18 protein-coding genes and 1 riboswitch are annotated in these 20,377 nt (G+C 66.0%); of the genes, 13 read left to right on the plus strand and 5 right to left on the minus strand.

Translation table 11 applies throughout. The annotated features are described in order from the left end of the window. Positions 1-36 precede the first annotated feature (36 nt). On the minus strand, positions 37-1,341 hold the full coding sequence (locus AWB81_RS18055) for a cation:proton antiporter (RefSeq protein ID WP_062637791.1): 1,305 nt from the start codon (positions 1,339-1,341) through the stop codon (positions 37-39). A 190-nt stretch (positions 1,342-1,531) separates the two neighbouring features. On the opposite strand from AWB81_RS18055, the gene AWB81_RS18060 reads away from it, so the two are divergent. Then, a complete protein-coding gene (locus AWB81_RS18060; RefSeq protein ID WP_062637905.1) occupies positions 1,532-2,914 on the plus strand; it encodes an FAD-containing oxidoreductase in 1,383 nt (460 codons plus the stop codon). Here AWB81_RS18060 and AWB81_RS18065 read toward each other — a convergent pair whose 3' ends face one another. The 3 genes from AWB81_RS18065 to AWB81_RS18075 form a co-directional block, all read right to left on the minus strand. Further along, a complete protein-coding gene (locus AWB81_RS18065) occupies positions 2,915-4,156 on the minus strand; it encodes an MFS transporter (protein WP_062637793.1) in 1,242 nt (413 codons plus the stop codon). Between the two features lie 24 nt (positions 4,157-4,180). Continuing rightward, a complete protein-coding gene (locus tag AWB81_RS18070; RefSeq protein ID WP_167306327.1) occupies positions 4,181-5,320 on the minus strand; it encodes a hypothetical protein in 1,140 nt (379 codons plus the stop codon). A 143-nt stretch (positions 5,321-5,463) separates the two neighbouring features. After that, positions 5,464-6,015, minus strand: a complete 552-nt coding sequence (locus AWB81_RS18075; RefSeq protein WP_062637909.1) for an ankyrin repeat domain-containing protein — start codon at positions 6,013-6,015, stop codon at positions 5,464-5,466. A 321-nt stretch (positions 6,016-6,336) separates the two neighbouring features. On the opposite strand from AWB81_RS18075, the gene AWB81_RS18080 reads away from it, so the two are divergent. Further along, the gene (locus AWB81_RS18080) at positions 6,337-6,963 is read left to right on the plus strand and encodes a DUF938 domain-containing protein (RefSeq protein WP_062637795.1); all 627 of its coding nucleotides are present in this window, start codon (positions 6,337-6,339) and stop codon (positions 6,961-6,963) included. A gap of 21 nt (positions 6,964-6,984) precedes the next feature. On the opposite strand, the gene AWB81_RS18085 is transcribed toward AWB81_RS18080, so the two are convergent. Then, positions 6,985-7,920 (minus strand): DMT family transporter, encoded by a 936-nt coding sequence (locus tag AWB81_RS18085; protein ID WP_062637911.1) that lies wholly within the window; start codon positions 7,918-7,920, stop codon positions 6,985-6,987. A gap of 109 nt (positions 7,921-8,029) precedes the next feature. Between AWB81_RS18085 and AWB81_RS18090 the strand changes: the two genes are divergently transcribed. The 11 genes from AWB81_RS18090 (at position 8,030) to AWB81_RS18140 (ending at position 20,363) form a co-directional block, all read left to right on the plus strand. Then, entirely contained in the window at positions 8,030-8,941 is a 912-nt protein-coding gene (locus tag AWB81_RS18090; RefSeq protein WP_062637797.1) for a LysR family transcriptional regulator, read from the plus strand. A 164-nt stretch (positions 8,942-9,105) separates the two neighbouring features. Beyond that, the gene (locus AWB81_RS18095) at positions 9,106-10,281 is read left to right on the plus strand and encodes a Rieske 2Fe-2S domain-containing protein (RefSeq protein ID WP_062637913.1); all 1,176 of its coding nucleotides are present in this window, start codon (positions 9,106-9,108) and stop codon (positions 10,279-10,281) included. 96 nt (positions 10,282-10,377) lie between these two features. After that, complete coding sequence (locus AWB81_RS18100) at positions 10,378-10,653, plus strand: hypothetical protein (RefSeq protein ID WP_062637799.1); 276 nt, start codon at positions 10,378-10,380, stop codon at positions 10,651-10,653. 52 nt (positions 10,654-10,705) lie between these two features. Continuing rightward, a riboswitch (ZMP/ZTP riboswitch) is annotated at positions 10,706-10,789 on the plus strand. A gap of 34 nt (positions 10,790-10,823) precedes the next feature. After that, the gene (locus AWB81_RS18105; RefSeq protein WP_062637800.1) at positions 10,824-11,462 is read left to right on the plus strand and encodes a LysE family translocator; all 639 of its coding nucleotides are present in this window, start codon (positions 10,824-10,826) and stop codon (positions 11,460-11,462) included. A 403-nt stretch (positions 11,463-11,865) separates the two neighbouring features. Next, positions 11,866-13,110 carry a porin gene (locus tag AWB81_RS18110; RefSeq protein ID WP_062637802.1) on the plus strand — a complete coding sequence of 415 codons (1,245 nt, stop codon included), beginning with the start codon at positions 11,866-11,868 and terminating at the stop codon, positions 13,108-13,110. 591 nt (positions 13,111-13,701) lie between these two features. Next, positions 13,702-14,400 carry a hypothetical protein gene (locus AWB81_RS18115; RefSeq protein ID WP_062637805.1) on the plus strand — a complete coding sequence of 233 codons (699 nt, stop codon included), beginning with the start codon at positions 13,702-13,704 and terminating at the stop codon, positions 14,398-14,400. Positions 14,401-14,639: 239 nt separating this feature from the next. Next, on the plus strand, positions 14,640-14,825 hold the full coding sequence (locus tag AWB81_RS18120; protein WP_062637810.1) for a hypothetical protein: 186 nt from the start codon (positions 14,640-14,642) through the stop codon (positions 14,823-14,825). Positions 14,826-14,878: 53 nt separating this feature from the next. Further along, positions 14,879-15,229 (plus strand): hypothetical protein, encoded by a 351-nt coding sequence (locus AWB81_RS18125; RefSeq protein ID WP_062637915.1) that lies wholly within the window; start codon positions 14,879-14,881, stop codon positions 15,227-15,229. Positions 15,230-15,444: 215 nt separating this feature from the next. Continuing rightward, on the plus strand, positions 15,445-15,660 hold the full coding sequence (locus AWB81_RS18130) for a hypothetical protein (RefSeq protein ID WP_087135048.1): 216 nt from the start codon (positions 15,445-15,447) through the stop codon (positions 15,658-15,660). Between the two features lie 180 nt (positions 15,661-15,840). Beyond that, positions 15,841-16,911 (plus strand): hypothetical protein, encoded by a 1,071-nt coding sequence (locus AWB81_RS18135; RefSeq protein ID WP_062637814.1) that lies wholly within the window; start codon positions 15,841-15,843, stop codon positions 16,909-16,911. 257 nt (positions 16,912-17,168) lie between these two features. Continuing rightward, a complete protein-coding gene (locus tag AWB81_RS18140) occupies positions 17,169-20,363 on the plus strand; it encodes an efflux RND transporter permease subunit (RefSeq protein WP_062637816.1) in 3,195 nt (1,064 codons plus the stop codon). The last annotated feature ends 14 nt before the right edge of the window (positions 20,364-20,377 follow it).

The following is a 20,377-nucleotide window of genomic DNA, read 5'->3' on the forward strand; positions in this document are numbered from 1 at the left end:
TGGACCAGACGACTTCAATCATAACCAGAGGCGCCGTCAGCTTCCCCGCTGATACCACTTCATGAGCGGCGTCGAGGTGATGCCATGCACGATCACCGACGCCGTGATCACCCCGATCACGAGCGGCACGAGCGGTGCCGCCGCGCTTTTCGGCGCGTGCTCCAGCGCGTACATGAGGTAGTAGAACGAGCCGACGCCGCGTATTCCGAACCAGCTCATGAGGCGCCGCTGCCGCGCCGTCGCGAGCGAGCCGACCAGTGACGCTTCCACCGCCAGCGGCCGCACGATCGCGAACAGCACGACGACCAGCGCCGCGGCCTGCCAGGTCAGGAACTGCTTCCAGACGTGCGCAAGCGTCGCGCCGACGATGAGCATGATCGCCACTTCCGCGATGCGCTCCAGTTCGATCGTGAAGCCGAGCACGCGCTCGGCCATGAACGCATGGGCGCGTTCGGGATCGACGGCGGTCGCGCCGACGTCTTCCGAATCGATCGTGCCGACGGCCTCTCTCGGAGACTTGTCGCCGCTCGCTTTCTGCTCGACGCGGCGCATCGCGAGGCCCGCCGCGAACACCGCGAGAAACGCGTAGGTCTGCAGCAACTCGGCCACTCCATACGACAGCGCGATCAGTCCGAGCGCATAGAAGCCCTCCGGGCCGAGCGCCTGGCCGTGGCGCGTGCGCAAAAACGCCACGAGCCGCACCGAGAGGTCGCCGAGGAGCCACCCGCTCGCGAGCGCACCCGCGACGCCCCAGAGCGCGAGACCCGCGAACGCCCACGAACGCGCCTCGCCCGGCGACGCCTCATAGTTGCACACGGCGATGCCGAGCAAAGCAAACGGCAGCGCGATGCCGTCGTTCAGGCCTCCTTCGCCGGTCAGCGAAAAGCGCAGCAGATCGACGTCGCCGGGGCTTTCGACCTGCACGTCGTGGGCGAGCACGGGGTCGGTCGGCGCGAGCATCGCGGCGAGCAAAAGCGCCGGGCCCCAGTTCAACCCCAGCACGTGCACGGAGAAGAGCGTGAGCGCGATGACCGTGAACACCATCGCGACAATGCCGAGCCGCACGGGCAGCAACCAGATGCGGTCGGTCGGCGGCACGCGCAGGCGCAGGCCGATCGCGAAGAGCGAAACAAGCATCGCGACTTCGGTGATGCGGCGCAGGATGGTGGCATCGGCGACGAGATCGGGGTCGAGCAGGTCCGCGCCCAGCGGCCCGAGCGCGAAGCCTATCGCGAGATAGCACATTGCTGTGCTGATCGGCAGATGCTTGAACGTCGAACTGGCAAGCCCCATGAGGATGAGTACACCGCCAACGACGAGAAACCACATCGTCTCGGTCATGGAAACCTGTCTGCTGTGAGGAGTGGCCGGCGCGCCGGATGAGAAGGGCGCCGGGGTCCGGTAAAGGTAGCACGGGCCATGCCCGTGAATCTCGCGGTGGCGGCGAGGCGGCTTCTTCGCGCGTAAGATGGCAACGACCCTTCTTCGGCACGACCCTTCGTTCAACGTCACGGTTTCGCGGGAGGCTGGCATGTCACACCATTTCGACGCCGTCGTGATCGGCACCGGACAAGGCGGCGGACCGCTCGCCGTGCGGCTCGCAGAGAGCGGGCGCAAGACGGCCGTCATCGAGCGGCATTTGTTCGGCGGCACCTGCGTGAACGTCGGCTGCACGCCGACCAAGACCTACGTCGCAAGCGCGCGCGCCGCGCACGTCGCGCGCCACGCGGCGGAGTACGGCGTGCTGATCGCCGGGGACGTACAGATCGACATGGCGCGCGTGAAGGCGCGCAAGGACGAGGTGATCGGCGCGTCGCGCGACGGCGTCGAAAAATGGCTGCGCGGCACGCAAAACCTGACTGTCTTCACCGGCCACGGGCGCTTTACGGGGCCGCATTCGATCCGGGTCGACGCTCACGACGGCCAGCAGCACGAACTGGAAAGCGACGCGACCTTCATCAACACCGGCACGCGCCCGACCATTCCGCCGATCGACGGCATCGACCGGATCCCGTATCTGACCAACTCGACGCTGCTCGAACTGACCGAGGTGCCCGCGCATCTCGTGATCGTCGGCGCGAGCTATATCGCGCTCGAATTCGCGCAGATGTTTCGCCGCTTCGGCAGCCGAGTGACCGTCCTCGTGCGCGGCAAGCGCGTGCTCACGCGCGAGGACGCGGATTTCGCGGAGAGTATTCAGAAGGTGCTGGCGAAGGAGGGCGTCGAGTTTCGCTTCGGTGGCGAGCCGACACGCGTCGAGCCTCTCGGCGACGGCGTACGCATCGGCCTGAACGAAGACACGATCGACGCGTCACATCTGCTTTTCGCGACCGGGCGCCAGCCGAACACCGACGACCTCGGCCTCGACGCGGCGGGCGTCGCGGTGAACGCGCACGGTCTGATCGACGTCGACGGCGAGCTGCGCACGCAGGTCGAAGGCATCTGGGCGATCGGCGACGTGAACGGGCGCGGCGCGTTCACGCATACGTCGTACAACGACTTCGAGATCGTCGCGGCGCACCTGATCGACAACGAGCCGCGCAGCGTCGATACGCGGATCATGACCTACGCGGTGTTCGTCGATCCGCCCTATGCGCGCGTCGGCATGAGCGAGAGCGAGGTGAGGAAGGATGGCCGCGAGGCACTGATCGCGACGATGCCGATGTCGCGTGTGGGCCGGGCGCGCGAGCGCGGCGAGACGGACGGCTTCATGAAGGCGCTCGTCGATGCGAAGACGAAGCAGATTCTGGGCGCCGCGATCCACGGCATCGAAGGCGACGAGGCGATCCACACCTTCGTCGACATCATGAACGCAGGCGCGCCGTACACCACGCTCAAGAACGCGATGCACATCCATCCGACCGTCAGCGAACTGATTCCGACACTGCTCGGGATGCTGAAGCCGCTGAAATAATCAGGCCTCCACCGCCGGCTTCTCGACTTCCGGCGTGACGGCCGCTTCGCGCGTCTCGGGCATCGCGAGCCACACGAGCGCGACCGCAAGCGCACCGGCGGCCGCGAGCCCGAAGAAGCTCATCGCGGTGCCGAAGCGGTCGGCGGCGAAGCCCGCCGCCGCCGTTGAGAGCGTCGCTCCAATGCCCGCCGCAAGTCCGAAGAAGCCGATCGTCAGGTTGTAGTGGCCCTTGCCGCCGGCGACGTCGGCTGCGATCAGTGGCAGCATCACGCCGAACACCGCCGCGCTGATGCCGTCGAGCATCTGCACCGGCACGAGCAGATAAGGGCTCGAGACCCCGGCGAACAGCAGCGCGCGCACCGGCAGCGCAGCGAAGCCGAGGATCAGCACCGGGCGCCGTCCCCAGCGCTGCGCCTGCCGTCCGACCCACGGCGACATCGCCGCGACCAGGAACTGCGGCACGATGATGCACGCCGCGATCACGAGTTGAACGTTGTCGCCCATGTGCGCCGTGACTTCGCCGGCGGCGAGATTGAGCATCGCCGCGTTCGACAAGTGAAAGAGCACCACGCACGCCGCGAAGATCAGAAGCCGCCTGTCGCGCAGCAGTTCGCGCAGCGACACGCGCTCTTCGCCTTCGGGCGTGATCGTTTTGTCGGGCTTCTGGCTGCCGCGCGCAATCTTCGGCGGCATATCGTGATGGATCATCGACAGCGCGACGAGCGCCGGCAGCGCGAGCGCCGCCGTCAGGAAGAACACGGAGCGCAGCGAGAAATATTCGCCGAACACGCCCATCAGCGCCGCCGTGAGCGCGCTGCCGATCGATGCCCAGCGCGCATTGCGCCCGAGCCGGTCGCCGAGATCGGCGCGCGAGACGAGCGCGTAGGAGATCGCCGCCATCGCGGGCACGAGCATGCAGCTTGCGAAACCGTGCAGCACTTCGGCCGCGAACACCGGCACGAAGGTCGGGCTCGCGGCGAGAAAGAGGGCGCTCGCAATGATCGCGACGATCGCGGATGCCGCTGCGAACTTCTTGTTGCGCATCGCATCGACGAGCGCGCCCGCCGGCAGTTGGCTCGCCATCGCGCTGATCGTGCCGACCGAGAGCATCAGCCCGATTTCGCCCTGCGTCCACTTGTTGGCGGCGAGGTACGAAGCGATGAAGGGGCCGAAGCCGGTCTGCACGTTGGCGACGAAGAAATTCAGCCAGTCGAGTGCGCGAAGACTTCGTGCAATTACCATTATTTGTGATCGATATCGGTGTCGTTATCTGGAAGCGCGCGCGCCGGATGCGGTTGCGCCCGACGCCACGGGGCCGGTCGCGACCGGTCCGGACGAGGTGGGCGCCGACGCAGCCGACGCAGCCGCCGCTGCGGAAGCCGGCGCCGACGCGGGCGCGGGCACGACAGGAGAAACGATCTTGATCGGTTGTTCAGGTCCGTAAGTGGGCGACGCCTTAAGCTGGGCGTCGGTGAAATCCATCTGCAGTTGCGGCGTCTTGTTGCGTGACACGACGCGCAGGTCGCCCCAGCTCGCCGCGACGTGGCGCTTGTCCCCGGAAAGCGAATCGCTCAGATCGATCACGACTGCCTGCGGCTCGGCCTGCGAATCGATCAGCACATCGACCACGCGGCCCATGCGCGCGCCGTTCTTCTGCAGGACCGTCGAATCGACGAGCTGCATCAGGTTGGGCGGCACGTCCTTGACCGGCTGCGGCTTGGGCGGCGCATCGGCTTTCGCCTTGCCGGTAGCGGGCGCGGCGGACGCGCCGAGCGTGATCGCCGGGGTCTTCGCGGCCGGCGCGAAGCGGAACGCGGACCACGGGAAGATCACCTTGCGATCGCCCACGCCGAGAAAGCCGGCCAGATTGACCATCATGACCTTCGGCTTCGCGGCGGAATCGACGTACATGTCGACCGCGCGCCCGATCACCTTGCCGTCCGGGCGCTGCACTTCGCTGTCGAGCAGCCCGTGCAACTGGTCGTGCTGCAGGATGCGCGTCGAGATGATTTGCGGCGGGGGCGGCGGCTCCGGTTCCTCCACGGGCGGCGGGGCGGGCGGCGCGGCGGGCTTCGGCTTGACGACACGGCGCTTCGGCTTCGCCGCCCGCGGCGTCTTCGGTTCCGACGCGGGCTCGGCCGCGACCACGGTCGAAGGCTCTTCGGCTTCGGCGGTTTCCTCGGTCGGCGCGGGCGGCTGGAACGAATGCTCGACGATCGGCACGGGCGTCTGCTGCGGCAGCAGACTGCACGCCGGAAGCACGGCCAGCGCGAGAAGCGGCGCGAGGCATCGCCGCGTCGCAAGCGCGCGGAGAAGCGTGGCTGTCGCGAGGGCGGCCAGCGCCGTGAATATCGAAATGAACAGACCTCGGGCTGAGAAACCTCGACGCGAGAAACCGCCAGTCATCACAAAAGCTCCATGTGTCCGGGCCGCCTGCCTGGGTCAGATCGCCCCGTCGAACCGGAGCGGATTGATATGTGAGAAGTCGTGGGGAGCGTGCCTGCCGGGACGCCGGTCATGCTTTTTCGTGCGCCTGCCCGGGCCCGGCTTCAGACGCCGGACGGGCGCTCGCGCGCCCCTGTCGCCGCGGCGAGCCGCGCGACCGTATCGGGTGCGCCCATCTTTTCGGCGGCGTCGCGCGCGGAGAAGCCGTTTGCATCGCGCGCGTCGGGATTCGCGCCGCGCCCGATCAGATATTCGACCAGTTCGACGCGATTGAACATCGCCGCAATCATGAGCGCCGTGCGGCCGTCGGGCGATGCGCCTTCGACGTCCGCGCCGTGATCGAGCAGCACTTCGATCACCGGCATGAAGCCCTTGAACGCCGCGCCGGCGATGGGCGTCTGGCCGCGGTCGTTGCGCAGGTCCGGGTCGGCCTTGTGCTCCAGAAGCACCCGCACCGCGTCGGCGTGGCCGTGGTAGCTCGCGAGCATCACGAGCGTGTCGCCACGGTCGTTACGCAGGTTCGGCGGCAGGCCCTTGTGCAGCAGCGCGTCGAGCATGGCGGCATCGCCGCGCCGCGCGACTTCGAAGACTTCGCTCGCGAACGCGATCATCTCGTCGTCGGGGCCCTGCTTGCTTGCGTCGTCGGGTTCTTGCATTTCGTTGCTCCGTCCTTGCTTCGTCGTTGCCTGGCGTTGCTGCGTGGAGAAAATGCGCGGCGAGCGGGACCGGTCGAACCGGCGCTCCATGCTCGCGCGGCTTCCCGCGCAGTTCGAAGGATACAGGTTTGCTCGCGGGACGCGTTCGCGCGGGCTCCTCGTTAGCACGATTCGCGCCATGGGGCAACGGCCGCGCCGGAGGAATTCGCGGGTGCCCGCTTGACTCGCCGGGAGCCGCGCGCTTAGGCTCGGCGCAGTTTGCTTAGATGCCGTTCGTCTTCCGGGTTCATCACCTCACCGCTTCGACAAGGAACCTCGCCCATGAACCATCCCGATGCCGGTGCCGATTCCTCCGTGCGCCGCAGCGCGCCCGCCGCGACGCGCAATCGCGACGCCATCCTTGCCGTGCTCGCACGCGTGCTGCCCGCAAGCGGCGTCGTGCTGGAGATCGCGAGCGGCACCGGTCAGCATGCGGTGCATTGCGCCGCCGCGCTGCCGGACATCGACTGGCAACCGAGCGACCCGGACGCCGCGTCGCGTGCGTCGATCGAAGCGTGGCGCGTGCACGAGAAGCTCGCCAACCTGGAGCCGCCGCTCGCGATTGACGTCCGCTCGGCCGACTGGGGCATCGAATCGGCTGCGGCGATGGTCTGCATCAACATGATTCATATCGCGCCGTGGGAAGCGGCAGAGGACTTGTTCGAAGGCGCGAAACGGCTCCTGGCGGCGGGCGGCGTCCTGTATCTATACGGACCGTACCGGCGCCACGGCGCACACACGGCCCCGAGCAACGAAGCGTTCGACGCCCAGTTACGCGCGACCGATCCGCGCTGGGGCGTGCGCAACATGGAAGCGGTCGAGGCGCTCGGGCGGGCAGCCGGGCTGACGCTGGAAGAAGTCGTCCCGATGCCGGCGAACAACTTCAGTCTGGTGTTCAGGAAGGGCTGATCCGGGCGCAGGGTGAGGCGCTCAGGCCTGGGCGCCGGAGGCGCGCCTGCGATCCGCGAGGGCGCTGCGCCACGGCACCGTGGCCATCAGCGAGGCCGCGACGATCATCGCGCCGCCGATCCACCCGCTCGCCGACACCGCCTCGCCGAGCCAGACACTCGCGAACAGCGCGCCGAAAGCCGGCTCGCTGCCCATCAGCAGCGAAACGCGCGTCGGACTGCTGCGTCCGATCGCGAAGTTCTGCGCGAAGAACGCGAATAGCGTGCGGGCAAGCACGAGATAGATCACCGATCCCCAGAAGAGGCCGTGGCCGGCAAGCGTCGGCACGTGCCGGAGTTGCGTCGGCGCGAAGACCAGCGCCACGACAGCGCTGCCCGCTGCCACCACGCCCGACTGCACCGCCGTGATCGAGAGTGCCGGCATCGACGAGTTGCGCATCACGCGCTTGGTCACGCACACGTTGAGCGCACGCAGCACGGCGGCGACGAGGACCAGCGCGTCGCCGGAGTTGAAGGCGAGGGCGCCGTCGCCGGCGAGCAGCCACGCCCCGCCGAGCGAGACCGCCACCGCCATCCATTCGACGCGGCCCGGCCGCCGCGCGAGCAGCACCCATTCCACGAGCGGCGTCAGCACGACGCACAGGCTGATCAGGAACGCCGCGTTCGACGCGCGCGTGAGCAGCACGCCGAAGGTTTCCGCGAGAAAGATGCCGAGCAGCAGGCCGCCGACGCCGAGCACGCCGCGCAGGGTAGCGGCATCGGCGTGGCGCAGGTGCCTCAGGGCCGGCGAGAGCAGCACGAACGTGATCCCGAAGCGCAGCGCGAGCAGCGCGAGTACCGGGTAGACGGCGAGCGCCTCCTTCACGACGCCGTAACTGCTGCCCCACACGATTGCGACCCCGAGCAGCATCAGGTCGGAGAGGAATTGAAGGCGCTTGGCGGGGCGGTCGGGTTTCATGATGGCGGCGACGGAAGTGAGCGAGCCGCCATTGTCGAATGATGCGTCTGCCGCGATAATCGGGTCCACGCGCACAGGCTTTTTGCTCGTGGCGCACAGATGAACGCTCATGAATCCAGCCGATCTTTTCGCGTTGTTGCCCGATATGGCGGTGTTCGCGCGCGTCGTCGACGCGGGCAATTTCTCGGTCGCCGCCCGCCAGCTCGGCAGCACGCCGTCCACCGTCAGCCGTCAGATCAAGCGTCTCGAGGAGGCGCTTGCGACGCGTCTGCTCGAACGCTCGACGCGCAAGGTCCGCGTGACCGAGTCGGGGCAGCAGGTCTACCGCCATTGCCGCGACATGGCCGCCGCGGCGTCCGGCGCGGTCGATGCCGCGGGGCAAAGCGTCGGGCGGGCGCAGGGACGCGTTGCGCTGAGTGCGCCGTCGGCGTATGCGAAATCGGTGATTCATCCGCTCGTGCCGGAGTTTCTCGCGGCGTATCCGGAAGTCGACGTCCAGTTGTTCTTCTCAGATCACGAAATCGATCCGCTCGCGAGCGACCTCGATCTCGTGATCCGCGCGACCGACCGGCCGCCGCAAGGGCTCGCGGCGCGGCCGCTCGGGCGGATCCGCTGGGTGCTGTGCGCCGCGCATTCGTATCTGCGCGAGCGCGGTGCGCCGGCGCATCCGCGCGACCTTGCGGCTCACGACTGCATCTATCTGGGCGAAACGGCCGACGACAACCGCTGGCAGTTCCGGCGCGGCAACGAGACGGCGAGCGTGACGGTCACGGGGCGTTACATCGCGAATCATGCGGGCGCGCGGCTGGAGGCGGCGCAGGACGGGCTCGGCGTCGCCTGCCTGCCGGAGTTCGCCGCGCGCGAGGCGCTTGCGGTGGGGAGCGTCGCGCGCGTGCTCGGCGGCTGGGACATGGAGGCGCGCGCGTATCAGGGACCGGTGTGGCTGCTGTATCCGCCGAACCGGTTCTTGCCGCCCAAGGTCCGCGCCCTGATCGATTTTCTGGCGCAACGGCTGGGGTGACGCAGCGCGTCTTTGGGACCGCGCGTGCATCCGTAGTGAGCGCTCCGTAACTTCCCCGGAGTCGCGCACCCGAATCCCGATCGCCGTGTAGACTGCGAATGATCGTTCACAACGCTGCCCTTGCGAGCAGCGTTTCGTCGTATCTCCGCAGGGAGGGGTCGTACATGCACGCAGCATTGCCGCAGCAAGCAGCACAGGCTGGTTCCAGCGACGCTCCCGCGTTACAGACGGCGCGCGATCTGCGACGCGTCGACATCCACCCCGATCACTGGTATCCGCTCGCGTGGTCGCACGAAGTGAAGCGCGGGCGTGCTCACGGCGTGACCTTCGCCGGCGACCCGATCGTGATCGTGCGCACGGAATCGGGCCGCGTGTTCGCGCTGGAGGACCGCTGCGCGCACCGGCAGGTGCCGCTGCATGCGGGCGTCGTCGACGGTGAATCGATCCGTTGCTGCTATCACGGCTGGACCTACGACTGCTCCGGCCGCTGCATCGATGTTCCCTATCTCGGACGCGAACGCCTGCCGAACGGCGTGCGCTCGTATCCGTGCCGCGAGGCAGCGGGACTCGTCTTCGTGTTTCCCGGCGATCCGCTGCTCGCCGACAGCGCCGTTTTCCCCGAACTCGGCTCGGCAAGCGACAAGGCCTACAAGACGCGCCGCTTCGGCCGCGCGGTCAAGTGCCACTACACCTTCATGCACGAGAACCTGATGGACATGAACCATCAGTTCCTGCATCGCCGGCAGATGGGCCGGATGCGCGCGCGCTCGCTCGGGCGCCGGCGCGGCGAGGACTGGGTCGAGGTGGATTACACGTTCGCGCGCGAGGAGGGCCGCCAGCCGATCGGCGAGGCGCTGGTGTTCGGCCAGAAGCGCGGCAAGGACAGCAGCAACAATTCCGACGGCGCCCAAAAGGACGTCATGACGATCCGCACGGCGTATCCGTACCAGACGCTCAAGATCCGCACGAAGGACGGTACGATGGTCATGGACCTGTTCATCGTCTACGTCCCGCTCGACCGGGAGCAGCGCACGAATCGCACCTTCGGCCTCTTGTCGATCCGCCGCCCGAAGCTCGGGGCTCTGCTCGATGCCGCGTGGCCGCTGCTCGTCTGGTTTACCGAGCGCATTTTCAAGGAGGACCGCTGGATCGTCGAGCGGGAGCAGGAAGCGCACGACCGGCAGGGCGCCGACCACAACCAGGAGGTTTTTCCGGTGATCAACGACCTGCGCGCGCTCCTGATCGAGCGCGGCGCGCCGGCGGGGACGCGCCCGGCGCACGGTTTCGAGATGCGCCGCGTGCACCTGATCCAGCCCGTCACCGATGCGCCGGCGCCGTGATCCGGAAAGCATGTTCGATCGGGACATGGCCCACTGGCGCGAAACGCGCGCTGGCGCTATACAGAAGGAACGCTCCACACGAAGGAGGTTGTCACCATGACACGCGACTCGACTGACCCGTCCGCCGACGACACCGCTGCGCCCGATCATGCGCAGCCCGAGCTGGAACATTTCGATGCGGCGATCGCTCACGTCGACGATTCGGTCGCCGCGGGGCGGATGGCCGCAGGCGCGGCGAAGGGCATCCTGTACAGCATCATCGAAACGCTCGGCACGCTCGTCGGGGACCCCGACCTGCCTGCGCATGCGCGGTCGGGCTACGAAGGCCTGCTCGAGACGGCGCGCGAACTGCGTGCGCGCATCGAGCCCTAGAAGCTTCGTAGAAGCAGCGTCGCTGCGGCCGGTGCCATGCGGCCGCGGCACACCCGGCTCACGTGACTGGCGCCTCGGGATGGATCACCGTCGGGGAGCGTTTACCGTTTCGAGCCGCGCGCCTGGGGCTGCATTTCCTCATCGATCCTTCGATACCCTGCAGAAATGTCATGCCTGAAATCAGCAATCTCGTCGCGTTCGGTTTCGTCGCTCTGGGGATGGTGCTCACGCCCGGACCCAACATGGTCTATCTCGTCTCCCGCTCGATCTGCCAGGGACGGCGCGCCGGACTGATCTCGCTCGCCGGCGTCGCGCTCGGCTTCCTCGTATACATGCTGTGCGCGGCGCTCGGCATCACGGCGCTCTTGCTCGCCGTGCCGTTCGCGTACGATGCGTTGCGCTTCGGCGGCGCTGCCTATCTGCTTTATCTCGCCTGGCAGGCCGTCAGGCCGGGCGGACACTCGCCTTTCCAGGTCCGCGCGCTGCCCGCCGACAGCCCGCGCAAGCTCTTCGCGATGGGCTTCGTCACGAATCTCTTCAATCCGAAGATCGCGGTCATGTACCTCTCGCTGCTGCCGCAATTCATCACGCCCGCAGCAGGGCACGGCAGCGTTCTCGCGCAGTCGCTCGCGCTCGGGTCGCTGCAGATCGCGATCAGCGTCGCCGTGAATTCCGTCATCGCGATCATGGCCGGATCCATCGCGACGTTCCTCGCTGGCCGGCCGTTCTGGCTCGTCGTCCAGCGCTGGCTGATGGGCACCGTGCTCGCCGGCCTCGCGTGGCGCATGGCCACCGAAGCGCGCCGCTGACGCGATCCGAACGCCGTCAGTACGCGGCTCGACAAGCGTTCCTGAGCGGCCCGACAATCGAATCTACGAACGACCAAAGCAGCGACCGAAAGCTGCATGAAAGCCGGTCGCACACGCTTGTTCGTTGATGATTTTTTCCTCTTGGTGGCCTCGCCCGGAGGCCATGTCCTGCGCGGTTCTCGAAGCTCGCCTCAACCAGTCGGCCGCGAAAATACTGGTTAACCAGACAGTGAAAAAAAACGACAGTCGCTGTTCGTGGAACTTTCGCTTTCGTTCTCAATAACATTACACTGGCGAGCAACAAAATTGAACGGCTTAAGGCAATTGGCACAAAGGTGTCAGGCGTCAGGCTTTGTCCCAAAGCAAGCCCAAAGAATCCGACAAACCGCTCAGAGGAGAGAAGATGAAGCGTTACAACAAGACTAAAGCTGCTGTGATCGCCGGCGCTGCGCTGACCGCAGCACCGGTGTTCGCGCAGAGCAGCGTGACGCTGTACGGTATCGTCGATGACTCGGTCGTCTACCAGAGCAGCCAGACGAACCTCAACAAGACCAATCCGGGCCGTTCGAACGTCAAAATGGCTTCGGGCATCTGGGCGGGCAGCCGCTTCGGCCTGAAGGGCGCAGAAGACCTGGGCGGCGGCAGCAAGGCGATCTTCCAATTGGAGTCGGGCTTCGACATCAACTCGGGCCAGGCTCAGTTTTCCAACGCGCTGTTTGCGCGCCAGGCATGGGTCGGCCTCACGAACCCCGCCTACGGTACGTTCACCGCCGGCCGCCAGTACACCTCGTACTACACGCTGCTCTCGCCGTATAGCCCGACGAACTGGCTCACGGGCTTCTTCGGCGCGCACCCGGGCGATCTGGATGGCCTCGACACGATCTACCGCGCGAACAACTCGGTCGTCTATACGTCGCCGAAGCTCTACGGCCTTACCGTGAGCGGCTCGTACTCGTTCGCCGGCGTGCCGGGCAGCGTCTACCAGGGCTCGACGTGGTCGGCCGGTGCGCAGTACGCGCAAGGTCCGATCGGCCTCGCGGTGGCATTCTCGCGCATCAACAACGCGGCCAACGGCGGCGGCATCTATAGCGGCAGCTCGACGACCATCAACGATACGACGAGCACCACGGGCGGCGGCCAGCCGGGCGTGTCCGCGATCACCAACGGCTATCAGCGTGCGCAGGCGCAACAGCGCTTCGCGGTCGGCGGCGGCTACACGTTCAATAGCTCGTGGGATATCACGGCGACGTACACGAACGTTCAGTACATCCCGGGCATCAGTTCCCTCTTCACCAACGAAGCGGTCTTCAACACGGCCGGCACGGTGGTGCACTGGAAGGCATCGCCGGTGTGGGACTTCGGCGCGGGCTACAGCTACACGTGGGCCAGCAAGGCGAACGGCATCAACGACGCAGCGTCGTACCACCAGTTCAACCTGTCCCAGTACTACTCGCTGTCCAAGCGCACGGGCCTGTACGCGCTCGAAGCGTTCCAGCGCGCGAATGGCAACACGCTCGCCACGCCGTCGGGTACCGGCGTGAACCGCCAGACCGCGGCCAACGCGTCGATCGGCGATGGCTTCCAGAGCGCACCGTCGGCCTCGCGCAGCATGTTCGCAGCAGGCGTGGGTATCATCCACCGCTTCTGATCCGCGCAGCTCCTGCGGCAAGCAGTACGAAAAACCGGGCGCTCAGGCGTCCGGTTTTTTGTTTTCTGGCACCACCGGGCGTGGGTTTTGGGGCGATACGCGAAACTCGACCCGCGCAAGTGCCATGGAGCCGCGGCGGGACCGCTAAACAATTGTTCACAGTGGGCGATTCACATTTGGGCTATGTTGGCAAGTTCATCAATCAGTGATGCCAACGAAAATGAACTCTCGCCACCGTCTCGCGCTTCGTCCACCTCAGGCCACGTTTGCTCGTGGTACGGCGAGTTCTCTCATTGAACGTGCGCCGCAATCGGCGGCTGGTCTCGCTTCGCTCGTCCCGCTTCGGCGGGCGGTGCTCGGCGCGCTGATGCTCGCGGGATGGGCTCCGTCGCTCGCCGGAGCGCAGGCGCTGTTGTTGCCGGATGCGGACCATGTGGCGCGCAGTCGCTGGCGGCGAACGCGGGAGGCTCTCGCGCGGCGCTGGGCGGGGACATGATGGATTCGGTTCTCGAATATGTACCGCCGCGGTTTTCCCGGGTCAGGCGGCCCGATAGCACGGCAGGAAAAGGGCGAGGCACGCAGCGCCATTCCATGCAACGACCTGCGTTCAATGTGCATGCTGCTGCCATCCGGCCGCGCGTCGGTGGGTCCGAAGGCCGCGTCAAGCGCGCCGCGTCAACGGAGATCGATCGCGACGCGCCGCCGATCCACGGCATCTCACTTAGTTCGCAAATTGCCGACGACGCGCGGACACAGGGCGTTCCGGACGATTGGTTGTCGGTCGCGAGCGTCACCAGCGGAATCGACGGCGGCCCGGATGCTCGTCCCAATGTGGGAGACGCGGCATCGCCGCAGATCGACGCGATGGCGGGGCATGCGCAACCGGGACGGCACTTGGCGGCAAGCGTCAGGGGAGGGCATCTGACTGAAGGTGTCACGCGTGCGCCGAAAGGTCACGCGACAGTTGCCACGGCTTCGCCACTGGAAAGTGCCGTTGCAGTTCCACCCGGGAATTCCCGGAATGGCGCGCCACTGTTGCACGTCACGCCGCCGGGCGATTCCGCACCCGATCCGTGGAGCAGCGCTTGGCTCGAATGGAGCAAATCAGCACAGGGCCACGCGGGGCGCGGGGTTCCAATGACAGGACGAGGTTCAGATGCCGCCTCCGCTTCGGCGATCACCACGACGTCGCTTGCCCACGATGCCGAGTTCGACGACTGGACGCGCGTCGGCGCTGCCGGGCCCAATATCGCGACGATGAACGCTCGTGGCGTGTGGTGCGCTGGATAGCGGAGAGCCATAACGCGGGACTATCGCGGCTGTTTCCTTCGGACGCCTCGCTCGTGCGCCCGAACCCCCAACGCAGAGCGATTTCACAAACCTCCCGCCTGCAACCCCGAACGGATTTTAGGGATTCGCCTCTCGTTCCTGAGCGCGGCGGAGTCAGCATCAAGCCGAACCAGCATCTTCGGGTGGTAGGCGCGCGACGTGCTACGCAGCGATTGAATCCATCCCAAGGACACATCGCCATGACAGACGACACGCAATCGGCCCGCCCGACGCCTCCGCAGCAGTCCGCGACTGATCCCACCGCCGCCGACCGGCGCCTGAGCCCGGAACAAAAGCGCAATTCGACGAGCGAGCCGAAGCCGCCTGCGCCCACCAAAGGCAAACCCGATCTGCCCGATCCGGGAAGCGTCGGCGAGGCGGGTTGACGGCATTTGTCGCCGATCGACCGGCGCCGATCGGCGACCCACAGGAGCACAAAATGACCACCAAGGATACTGGCGACACCGCTGCGCGCCTCGAACGCCCGTTCAGGCTGTTCGCGGTCGAGCAGCGCGTACTGGCGCAGAACGTCGATGGCAAAGTCATCGACATCGGCGCGATGGAAGCGAAGGGCGGGCAGTTCTGTACGCGCCTGGACGTCGACGAGATCGCCGTCGAGCCGAAGAAGAGCGCGGAACTCGCGTTGAAGGCGCTGGTGCCGAAGCTGTCGTTCGACTATCTCGACGGCCTCTTTACGAGCGAGCGCGACGCCGAAGTCAACGGGCGTCTTCAGGACTACCCGAACGTCGAGTTTTCGCTCGATGAAACCCTGCCGGGCGAACACGGCTAATCGGCCGCCGCCGCATCGTCTCTGAACCGGGGTTTTTGCGGCGGAAGAGGGGGCAGAATCTGCACGGCTTTGTGCGGCGCGCATCGTGCGGCGCAGCTCGCAGTTGAACGGCGGCCGCGCGCGGACGTCAAATACTGCTGAAGGCGCATGTAATCCCCGGCAACGCCTTCGGATTGTTTCATCGTGAGGAAGTCCGGTGACTCATGGAGCGAATCATGAAAAAACAGCTTCTGGCCGTGTCGTTGCTGGCTATGACATCGTCGTTCGCCGCCCCCGCTTTTGCGCGCGACGACGGACCGCGCTTCGCTTCCGATCTGCTCGATACACACGTCGCGCAGCACGCTGAAGCCGCGCGCCATATCGCGGACCGACACCCCACCGCGACTCCGGCCCCGACTGCGGTGCCGGCTTCGGCGCGCACGCCCCAGTAGTCCGTTCCGTTCCGGCGGCGCTCACGCGCGCACGACGCGTCGCGCGGGGAGAGCCGTCGCTGGCGCAATTCGCGCGCCGGCACCTTCGACACTTCCTTAAAGGTATGAAATTTGCGCCAACGGCCCGGGGTTGGCGGCGTACTGTCGCCTGATCGAAACCGATCCAGCTCTCAAAAGGCCATGACAAGGAAAGCAATTTCGATAGCGGTGCTAGGTCTCGCGTGCCTTTCCGCGGGATGTTCGATGATCGGACCGAACCGGCTGAAAGCCGATCAGGTCGACTATGCGCGTGCGCTCGGGGATGCAAAGAAGCGTGAAATTCTTGCCGCGATCATCGGTTTGCGATTCGCGGATTCTCCGGCATTCCTGACGGTGAGCCAGATCATCGCGGCCTACACATTCGACGCGACCGCCGGCACGACGCTCAACGCCGGCTCCGGCGCGCAGCCGAACTATGCCCTCGCGACGGGCACCGTGTCGTACTCGAACCATCCGACCTTCACTTTCACCCCGACGACCGGCGAAGCCTACGCGAGCGCCTACATCCGGCCGCTTTCGCCGACGCTCGGCATGCCGCTCGCCGAGAGCGGCATGCCAATCGATCTCTTGCTGCGCATCACCGCGCAGTCGATCGGCGGATTGCAGAACGGCACAGCGCTCGGCGGCCCGAACAGTTCGGGCGCGCCCGAGTTCTTCCAGTTGCTGCGCGCGTTGCGACGCCTGCAACTGGCGGGCGAACTGAACATCGAGTCGCGTGACGACGACCATGTCGGTCGCGTGTTCATCACGCTCGGCGCGACGACGAGTGGCGCGTCGAAGGAAACCTCGGACGATCTGACGCGCGTGCGCAAGCTGCTGAAGCTTTCGCCGAAGACGAAGACCTACGAGATCGTCTACGGGCAATCGACGCAGCGCGGCGATCACATTCAGATGGTCACACGTTCGGTGCTCGGCATTCTCACCGACCTGGGCGCGCAGGTGAACGTGCCGGACGAGCAGATCGGGAGTGGCGCGACCAAGCCGACGATCGGCCTCATCGGCGGGGAAACGCGGCCGACGATCGTCGTGAACGTGGGGAAGAAGGCGCCGCCGGATGCGTACGTGGATATTCTTTATGGGCAGCAGCAGTACTGGATCGATCGGCGCGACTTCGATTCCAAGTACGCGTTCACGGTCGTGCAGAACCTGATGGCCCTCGCCGAAGTCACGCAGAGTTCGAAAGCGCCGATCGTGACTATTCCGGCGAACTAGCGGCGGGCGCCGGGAGTCCGGTTTCGTCGCGGATTATCGATGCCAAGCGTTATCGATTCCTGAATGTCCGCCCGTCCGCGATCGTGTGCGGAGCGCCCGCGCCGCTTCGATCGCCCATTCTTCAGTGGATTATTTTCTGCACAAACCTCCGCAACCGTTTGCGCAAATTGTTTTGTAAGCTTCAGTTGTGTCATCGTAGCGATGCGCCGCACATTCCAATAACCGGCTCACAGGGACCAACCGGGCAAGCGAAATCGATGTGGATCGTAAGACTCGCGCTGAGGCGCCCGTACACGTTTATCGTTCTGTCCCTGCTGTTGCTGATCATCGGTCCGCTCGTGATCCTGCGCACGCCGACTGACATCTTCCCCAACATCGACATCCCGGTCGTTTCCGTCATCTGGTCGTACAACGGCCTGCAGCCTGCCGAAATGGAACGCCGCATCACGCTCAACTATGAGCGCGGTCTCTCGGTGGCGGTGAACGACATCGAGCACATCGAATCGGAATCGCTGCCGGGCATCGCGGTCATCCGCATCTTTTTCCAGCCGAATGCGAACGTCGATGAAGCGATCGCGGAAATCACCGCGCTCTCGCAGACGCAACTGCGCTCGCTCCCGCCCGGCATTACGCCGCCCAACATCCTGCGCTTCAATGCGTCGACGGTGCCGATCCTGCGGCTTGCGCTGTCGTCTCCGGAACTCACCGAGCAGCAGCTCTACGACTTCGGCAACAGCTTCCTCAAGACGCAACTGGCGACGGTGCAGGGCGCGTCCGTGCCGCTTCCGTACGGCGGCAAGCAGCGCCAGATCATGGTCGACATCGATTCGAGCAAGCTGCAGGCGAAGAACCTCGCGCCCACCGACGTCGTCAGCGCGATCACCGCTCAAAACCTGATCCTGCCGACCGGCACGACCAAGATCGGCCCGACCGAATATTCCGTCGGCCTGAACGCCAGCCCGAACTCGATCGAAGGCCTGAACGACATCCCGATCCGCACCGGCCCGAACGGCACCATCTACATCAAGGACGTCGCCCACGTGCGCGACGGCTTCCAGCCGCAGACGAACATCGTGCGCCTCGACGGCACGCGCGCGTCGCTCCTCACGATCAACAAGAGCGGCAATGCGTCGACGCTCGACATCGTTGCGCGCGTGAAGGCGCTCCTGCCGACCCTGCGCGGCCTCGTGCCCGAGTCGCTCAAGATCGATCCGGTCGCGGACCAGTCGCTCTTCGTGCGCGCCTCGGTGTCGGGCGTGCTGCGCGAAGCGGTGATCGCCGCGGGCCTGACCGCGCTGATGGTGCTGCTCTTTCTTGGCAGCTGGCGCGCCACGCTCATCATCGCGATCTCGATCCCGCTCTCAATGCTGACTTCGATCGTGATGCTCTCCGCGATCGGCCAGACGATCAACATCATGACGCTCGGCGGCCTCGCGCTCGCGGTCGGCATTCTGGTGGACGACGCGACCGTCGCCATCGAAAACATCAGCCAGAACCTGGAGCAGGGCAAGGAACTGGAGCAGGCGATCCTCGACGGCGCGCAGCAGATCGCGGTCCCGACACTCGTCTCGACGCTCTCCATCTGCATCGTGTTCATCCCGATGTTCCTGCTGACGGGCGTCGCGCATTACCTCTTCGTGCCGCTTGCCGAAGCGGTCGTGTTCGCGATGCTCGCGTCGTACTTCTTTTCGCGCACGCTGATCCCGACGCTCGCGAAGTACCTTCTGCGCAATCACGAGCACATGGGCGGCGACGTCGAGGGAATGAAGGGCTCGCGCAATCCGTTCGTGCGCATCCATCTGGGTTTCGAGCGGCGCTTCGAAGCGGTCCGCACACGCTATCGCGGCTTTCTCGAAGCGCAACTGGCGCACCCCGGCCGTTTCGCGCTGATCTTCCTGCTGTGCTGCCTGCTATCGCTCGGGCTCGCGCCGTTTCTCGGCCGCGACTTCTTTCCGTCTGTCGATGCCGGCGTGATCGCGATGCATCTGCGCACGCGCACCGGCACGCGCATCGAGGAGACGGCGGCGCTCACCGATCGCGTCGACCAGCGCGTGCGCCAGCTGATCCCGAAGAACGAAGTGCACTCGATCATCGACAACATCGGCCTGCCGGTGTCGGGCATCAACCTGTCGTACAGCAACACGGGCACGATCAGTTCCGCGGACGCCGACGTCCTCATCAGCCTCACCGAGGACCACAAGCCGACCGCCGACTACATCCACGAATTGCGGCAGCGCCTGCCGGCCGAGTTTCCAGGCGTGAGCTTCTCGTTCCTCCCGGCCGATATCACGAGCCAGATTCTCAACTTCGGCGTGCCCGCGCCGATCGACGTTGAGATCGTCGGGCGCGAAGTGAAGGGCAATCGCGCGTTCGCGAATCGTCTGCTGGAAAAGATGCGCCGCGTGCCCGGCCTCGTCGATGCGCGCATCCAGCAGCCGTCCGACCTGCCGTCGATCAATGTCGAAGTGGACCGCACGAAGGCGCTGCAGGCGGGCTTCACGCAGCGCGACGTGGCGAACAACCTGCTCATCACGCTCTCCGGCAGCCAACAGACGACGCCGACTTTCTGGCTCAATCCGGCTAACGGCGTGAGCTACAACGTGATCACCTCGTCGCCGCAGTACGACATGGATTCGCTGCAGTCGGTCGCGAACATTCCGCTGACGTCCGCCTCCGGCCGGACCAATCTGCTCGGCTCGCTCGCTACCTTGTCGCGCGGCTCGCGCGAGGCGGTCGTCTACCACTACAACGCGCAGACGAGCATCAACCTCTACGCGACCACCGAGCGCCGCGATCTCGGGGCGGTGTCGGACGACGTGCAGCGCCTCATCGACGAATCGCGCGGCGGGCTGCCCAAAGGTTCGTCGGTCCGGATTCGCGGCCAGGTCGAGACGATGAATACGTCGTTCAGCGGCCTCGCGTTCGGCCTGATTCTCGCGGTGGTGCTGGTGTATCTGCTGATCGTCGTGAACTTCCAGTCGTGGCTCGATCCGTTCATCATCATCACGGCGCTGCCGGGCGCGCTGGCGGGCATCGTCTGGATGCTGTTCCTCACGCACACCACCTTGTCGATTCCGGCGCTCACCGGCGCGATCATGTGTATCGGCATCGCGACCGCCAACAGCATCCTGGTGGTGAGCTTCGCACGCTCTGCCTTGCAGGAGCACGGCGACGCGGTGGCATCCGCGCTCGAAGCGGGCTACACGCGGTTTCGCCCGGTCCTGATGACCGCGCTCGCGATGATGATCGGCATGGTGCCGATGGCGATTGGCCTCGGCGAGGGCGGCGAGCAGAACGCGCCACTCGGGCGTGCGGTGATCGGCGGGCTGATGGTCGGCACCATCGCGACGCTGTTCTTCGTGCCCGTCGTGTTTTCGATGATCTACAAGCGGATCGAGGCGCGCGCGCGTAACAAGCCGGACGCGGGCGCGGTCGCACGGCAACAGCACTGAAGAAGAATCCAGCG

Origin of the sequence: Caballeronia arationis (genome assembly GCF_001544975.2) — a bacterium.
In the GTDB taxonomy this organism is placed as follows: domain Bacteria; phylum Pseudomonadota; class Gammaproteobacteria; order Burkholderiales; family Burkholderiaceae; genus Caballeronia; species Caballeronia arationis.

Excerpts from the sequence above, each read along its gene's own strand:
- AWB81_RS18105 (WP_062637800.1), top strand. The coding sequence starts at position 10,824 with ATGCCTGAAATCAGCAATCTCGTCGCGTTCGGTTTCGTCGCTCTGGGG.
- AWB81_RS18095 (WP_062637913.1), top strand. The coding sequence starts at position 9,106 with ATGCACGCAGCATTGCCGCAGCAAGCAGCACAGGCTGGTTCCAGCGAC.
- AWB81_RS18130 (WP_087135048.1), top strand. The coding sequence starts at position 15,445 with ATGAAAAAACAGCTTCTGGCCGTGTCGTTGCTGGCTATGACATCGTCG.
- AWB81_RS18075 (WP_062637909.1), bottom strand. The coding sequence starts at position 6,015 with ATGCAAGAACCCGACGACGCAAGCAAGCAGGGCCCCGACGACGAGATG.
- AWB81_RS18115 (WP_062637805.1), top strand. The coding sequence starts at position 13,702 with ATGCAACGACCTGCGTTCAATGTGCATGCTGCTGCCATCCGGCCGCGC.
- AWB81_RS18085 (WP_062637911.1), bottom strand. The coding sequence starts at position 7,920 with ATGAAACCCGACCGCCCCGCCAAGCGCCTTCAATTCCTCTCCGACCTG.
- AWB81_RS18070 (WP_167306327.1), bottom strand. The coding sequence starts at position 5,320 with ATGACTGGCGGTTTCTCGCGTCGAGGTTTCTCAGCCCGAGGTCTGTTC.
- AWB81_RS18100 (WP_062637799.1), top strand. The coding sequence starts at position 10,378 with ATGACACGCGACTCGACTGACCCGTCCGCCGACGACACCGCTGCGCCC.
- AWB81_RS18135 (WP_062637814.1), top strand. The coding sequence starts at position 15,841 with ATGACAAGGAAAGCAATTTCGATAGCGGTGCTAGGTCTCGCGTGCCTT.
- AWB81_RS18140 (WP_062637816.1), top strand. The coding sequence starts at position 17,169 with ATGTGGATCGTAAGACTCGCGCTGAGGCGCCCGTACACGTTTATCGTT.
- AWB81_RS18065 (WP_062637793.1), bottom strand. The coding sequence starts at position 4,156 with ATGGTAATTGCACGAAGTCTTCGCGCACTCGACTGGCTGAATTTCTTC.
- AWB81_RS18110 (WP_062637802.1), top strand. The coding sequence starts at position 11,866 with ATGAAGCGTTACAACAAGACTAAAGCTGCTGTGATCGCCGGCGCTGCG.
- AWB81_RS18120 (WP_062637810.1), top strand. The coding sequence starts at position 14,640 with ATGACAGACGACACGCAATCGGCCCGCCCGACGCCTCCGCAGCAGTCC.
- AWB81_RS18090 (WP_062637797.1), top strand. The coding sequence starts at position 8,030 with ATGAATCCAGCCGATCTTTTCGCGTTGTTGCCCGATATGGCGGTGTTC.
- AWB81_RS18060 (WP_062637905.1), top strand. The coding sequence starts at position 1,532 with ATGTCACACCATTTCGACGCCGTCGTGATCGGCACCGGACAAGGCGGC.
- AWB81_RS18125 (WP_062637915.1), top strand. The coding sequence starts at position 14,879 with ATGACCACCAAGGATACTGGCGACACCGCTGCGCGCCTCGAACGCCCG.
- AWB81_RS18080 (WP_062637795.1), top strand. The coding sequence starts at position 6,337 with ATGAACCATCCCGATGCCGGTGCCGATTCCTCCGTGCGCCGCAGCGCG.
- AWB81_RS18055 (WP_062637791.1), bottom strand. The coding sequence starts at position 1,341 with ATGACCGAGACGATGTGGTTTCTCGTCGTTGGCGGTGTACTCATCCTC.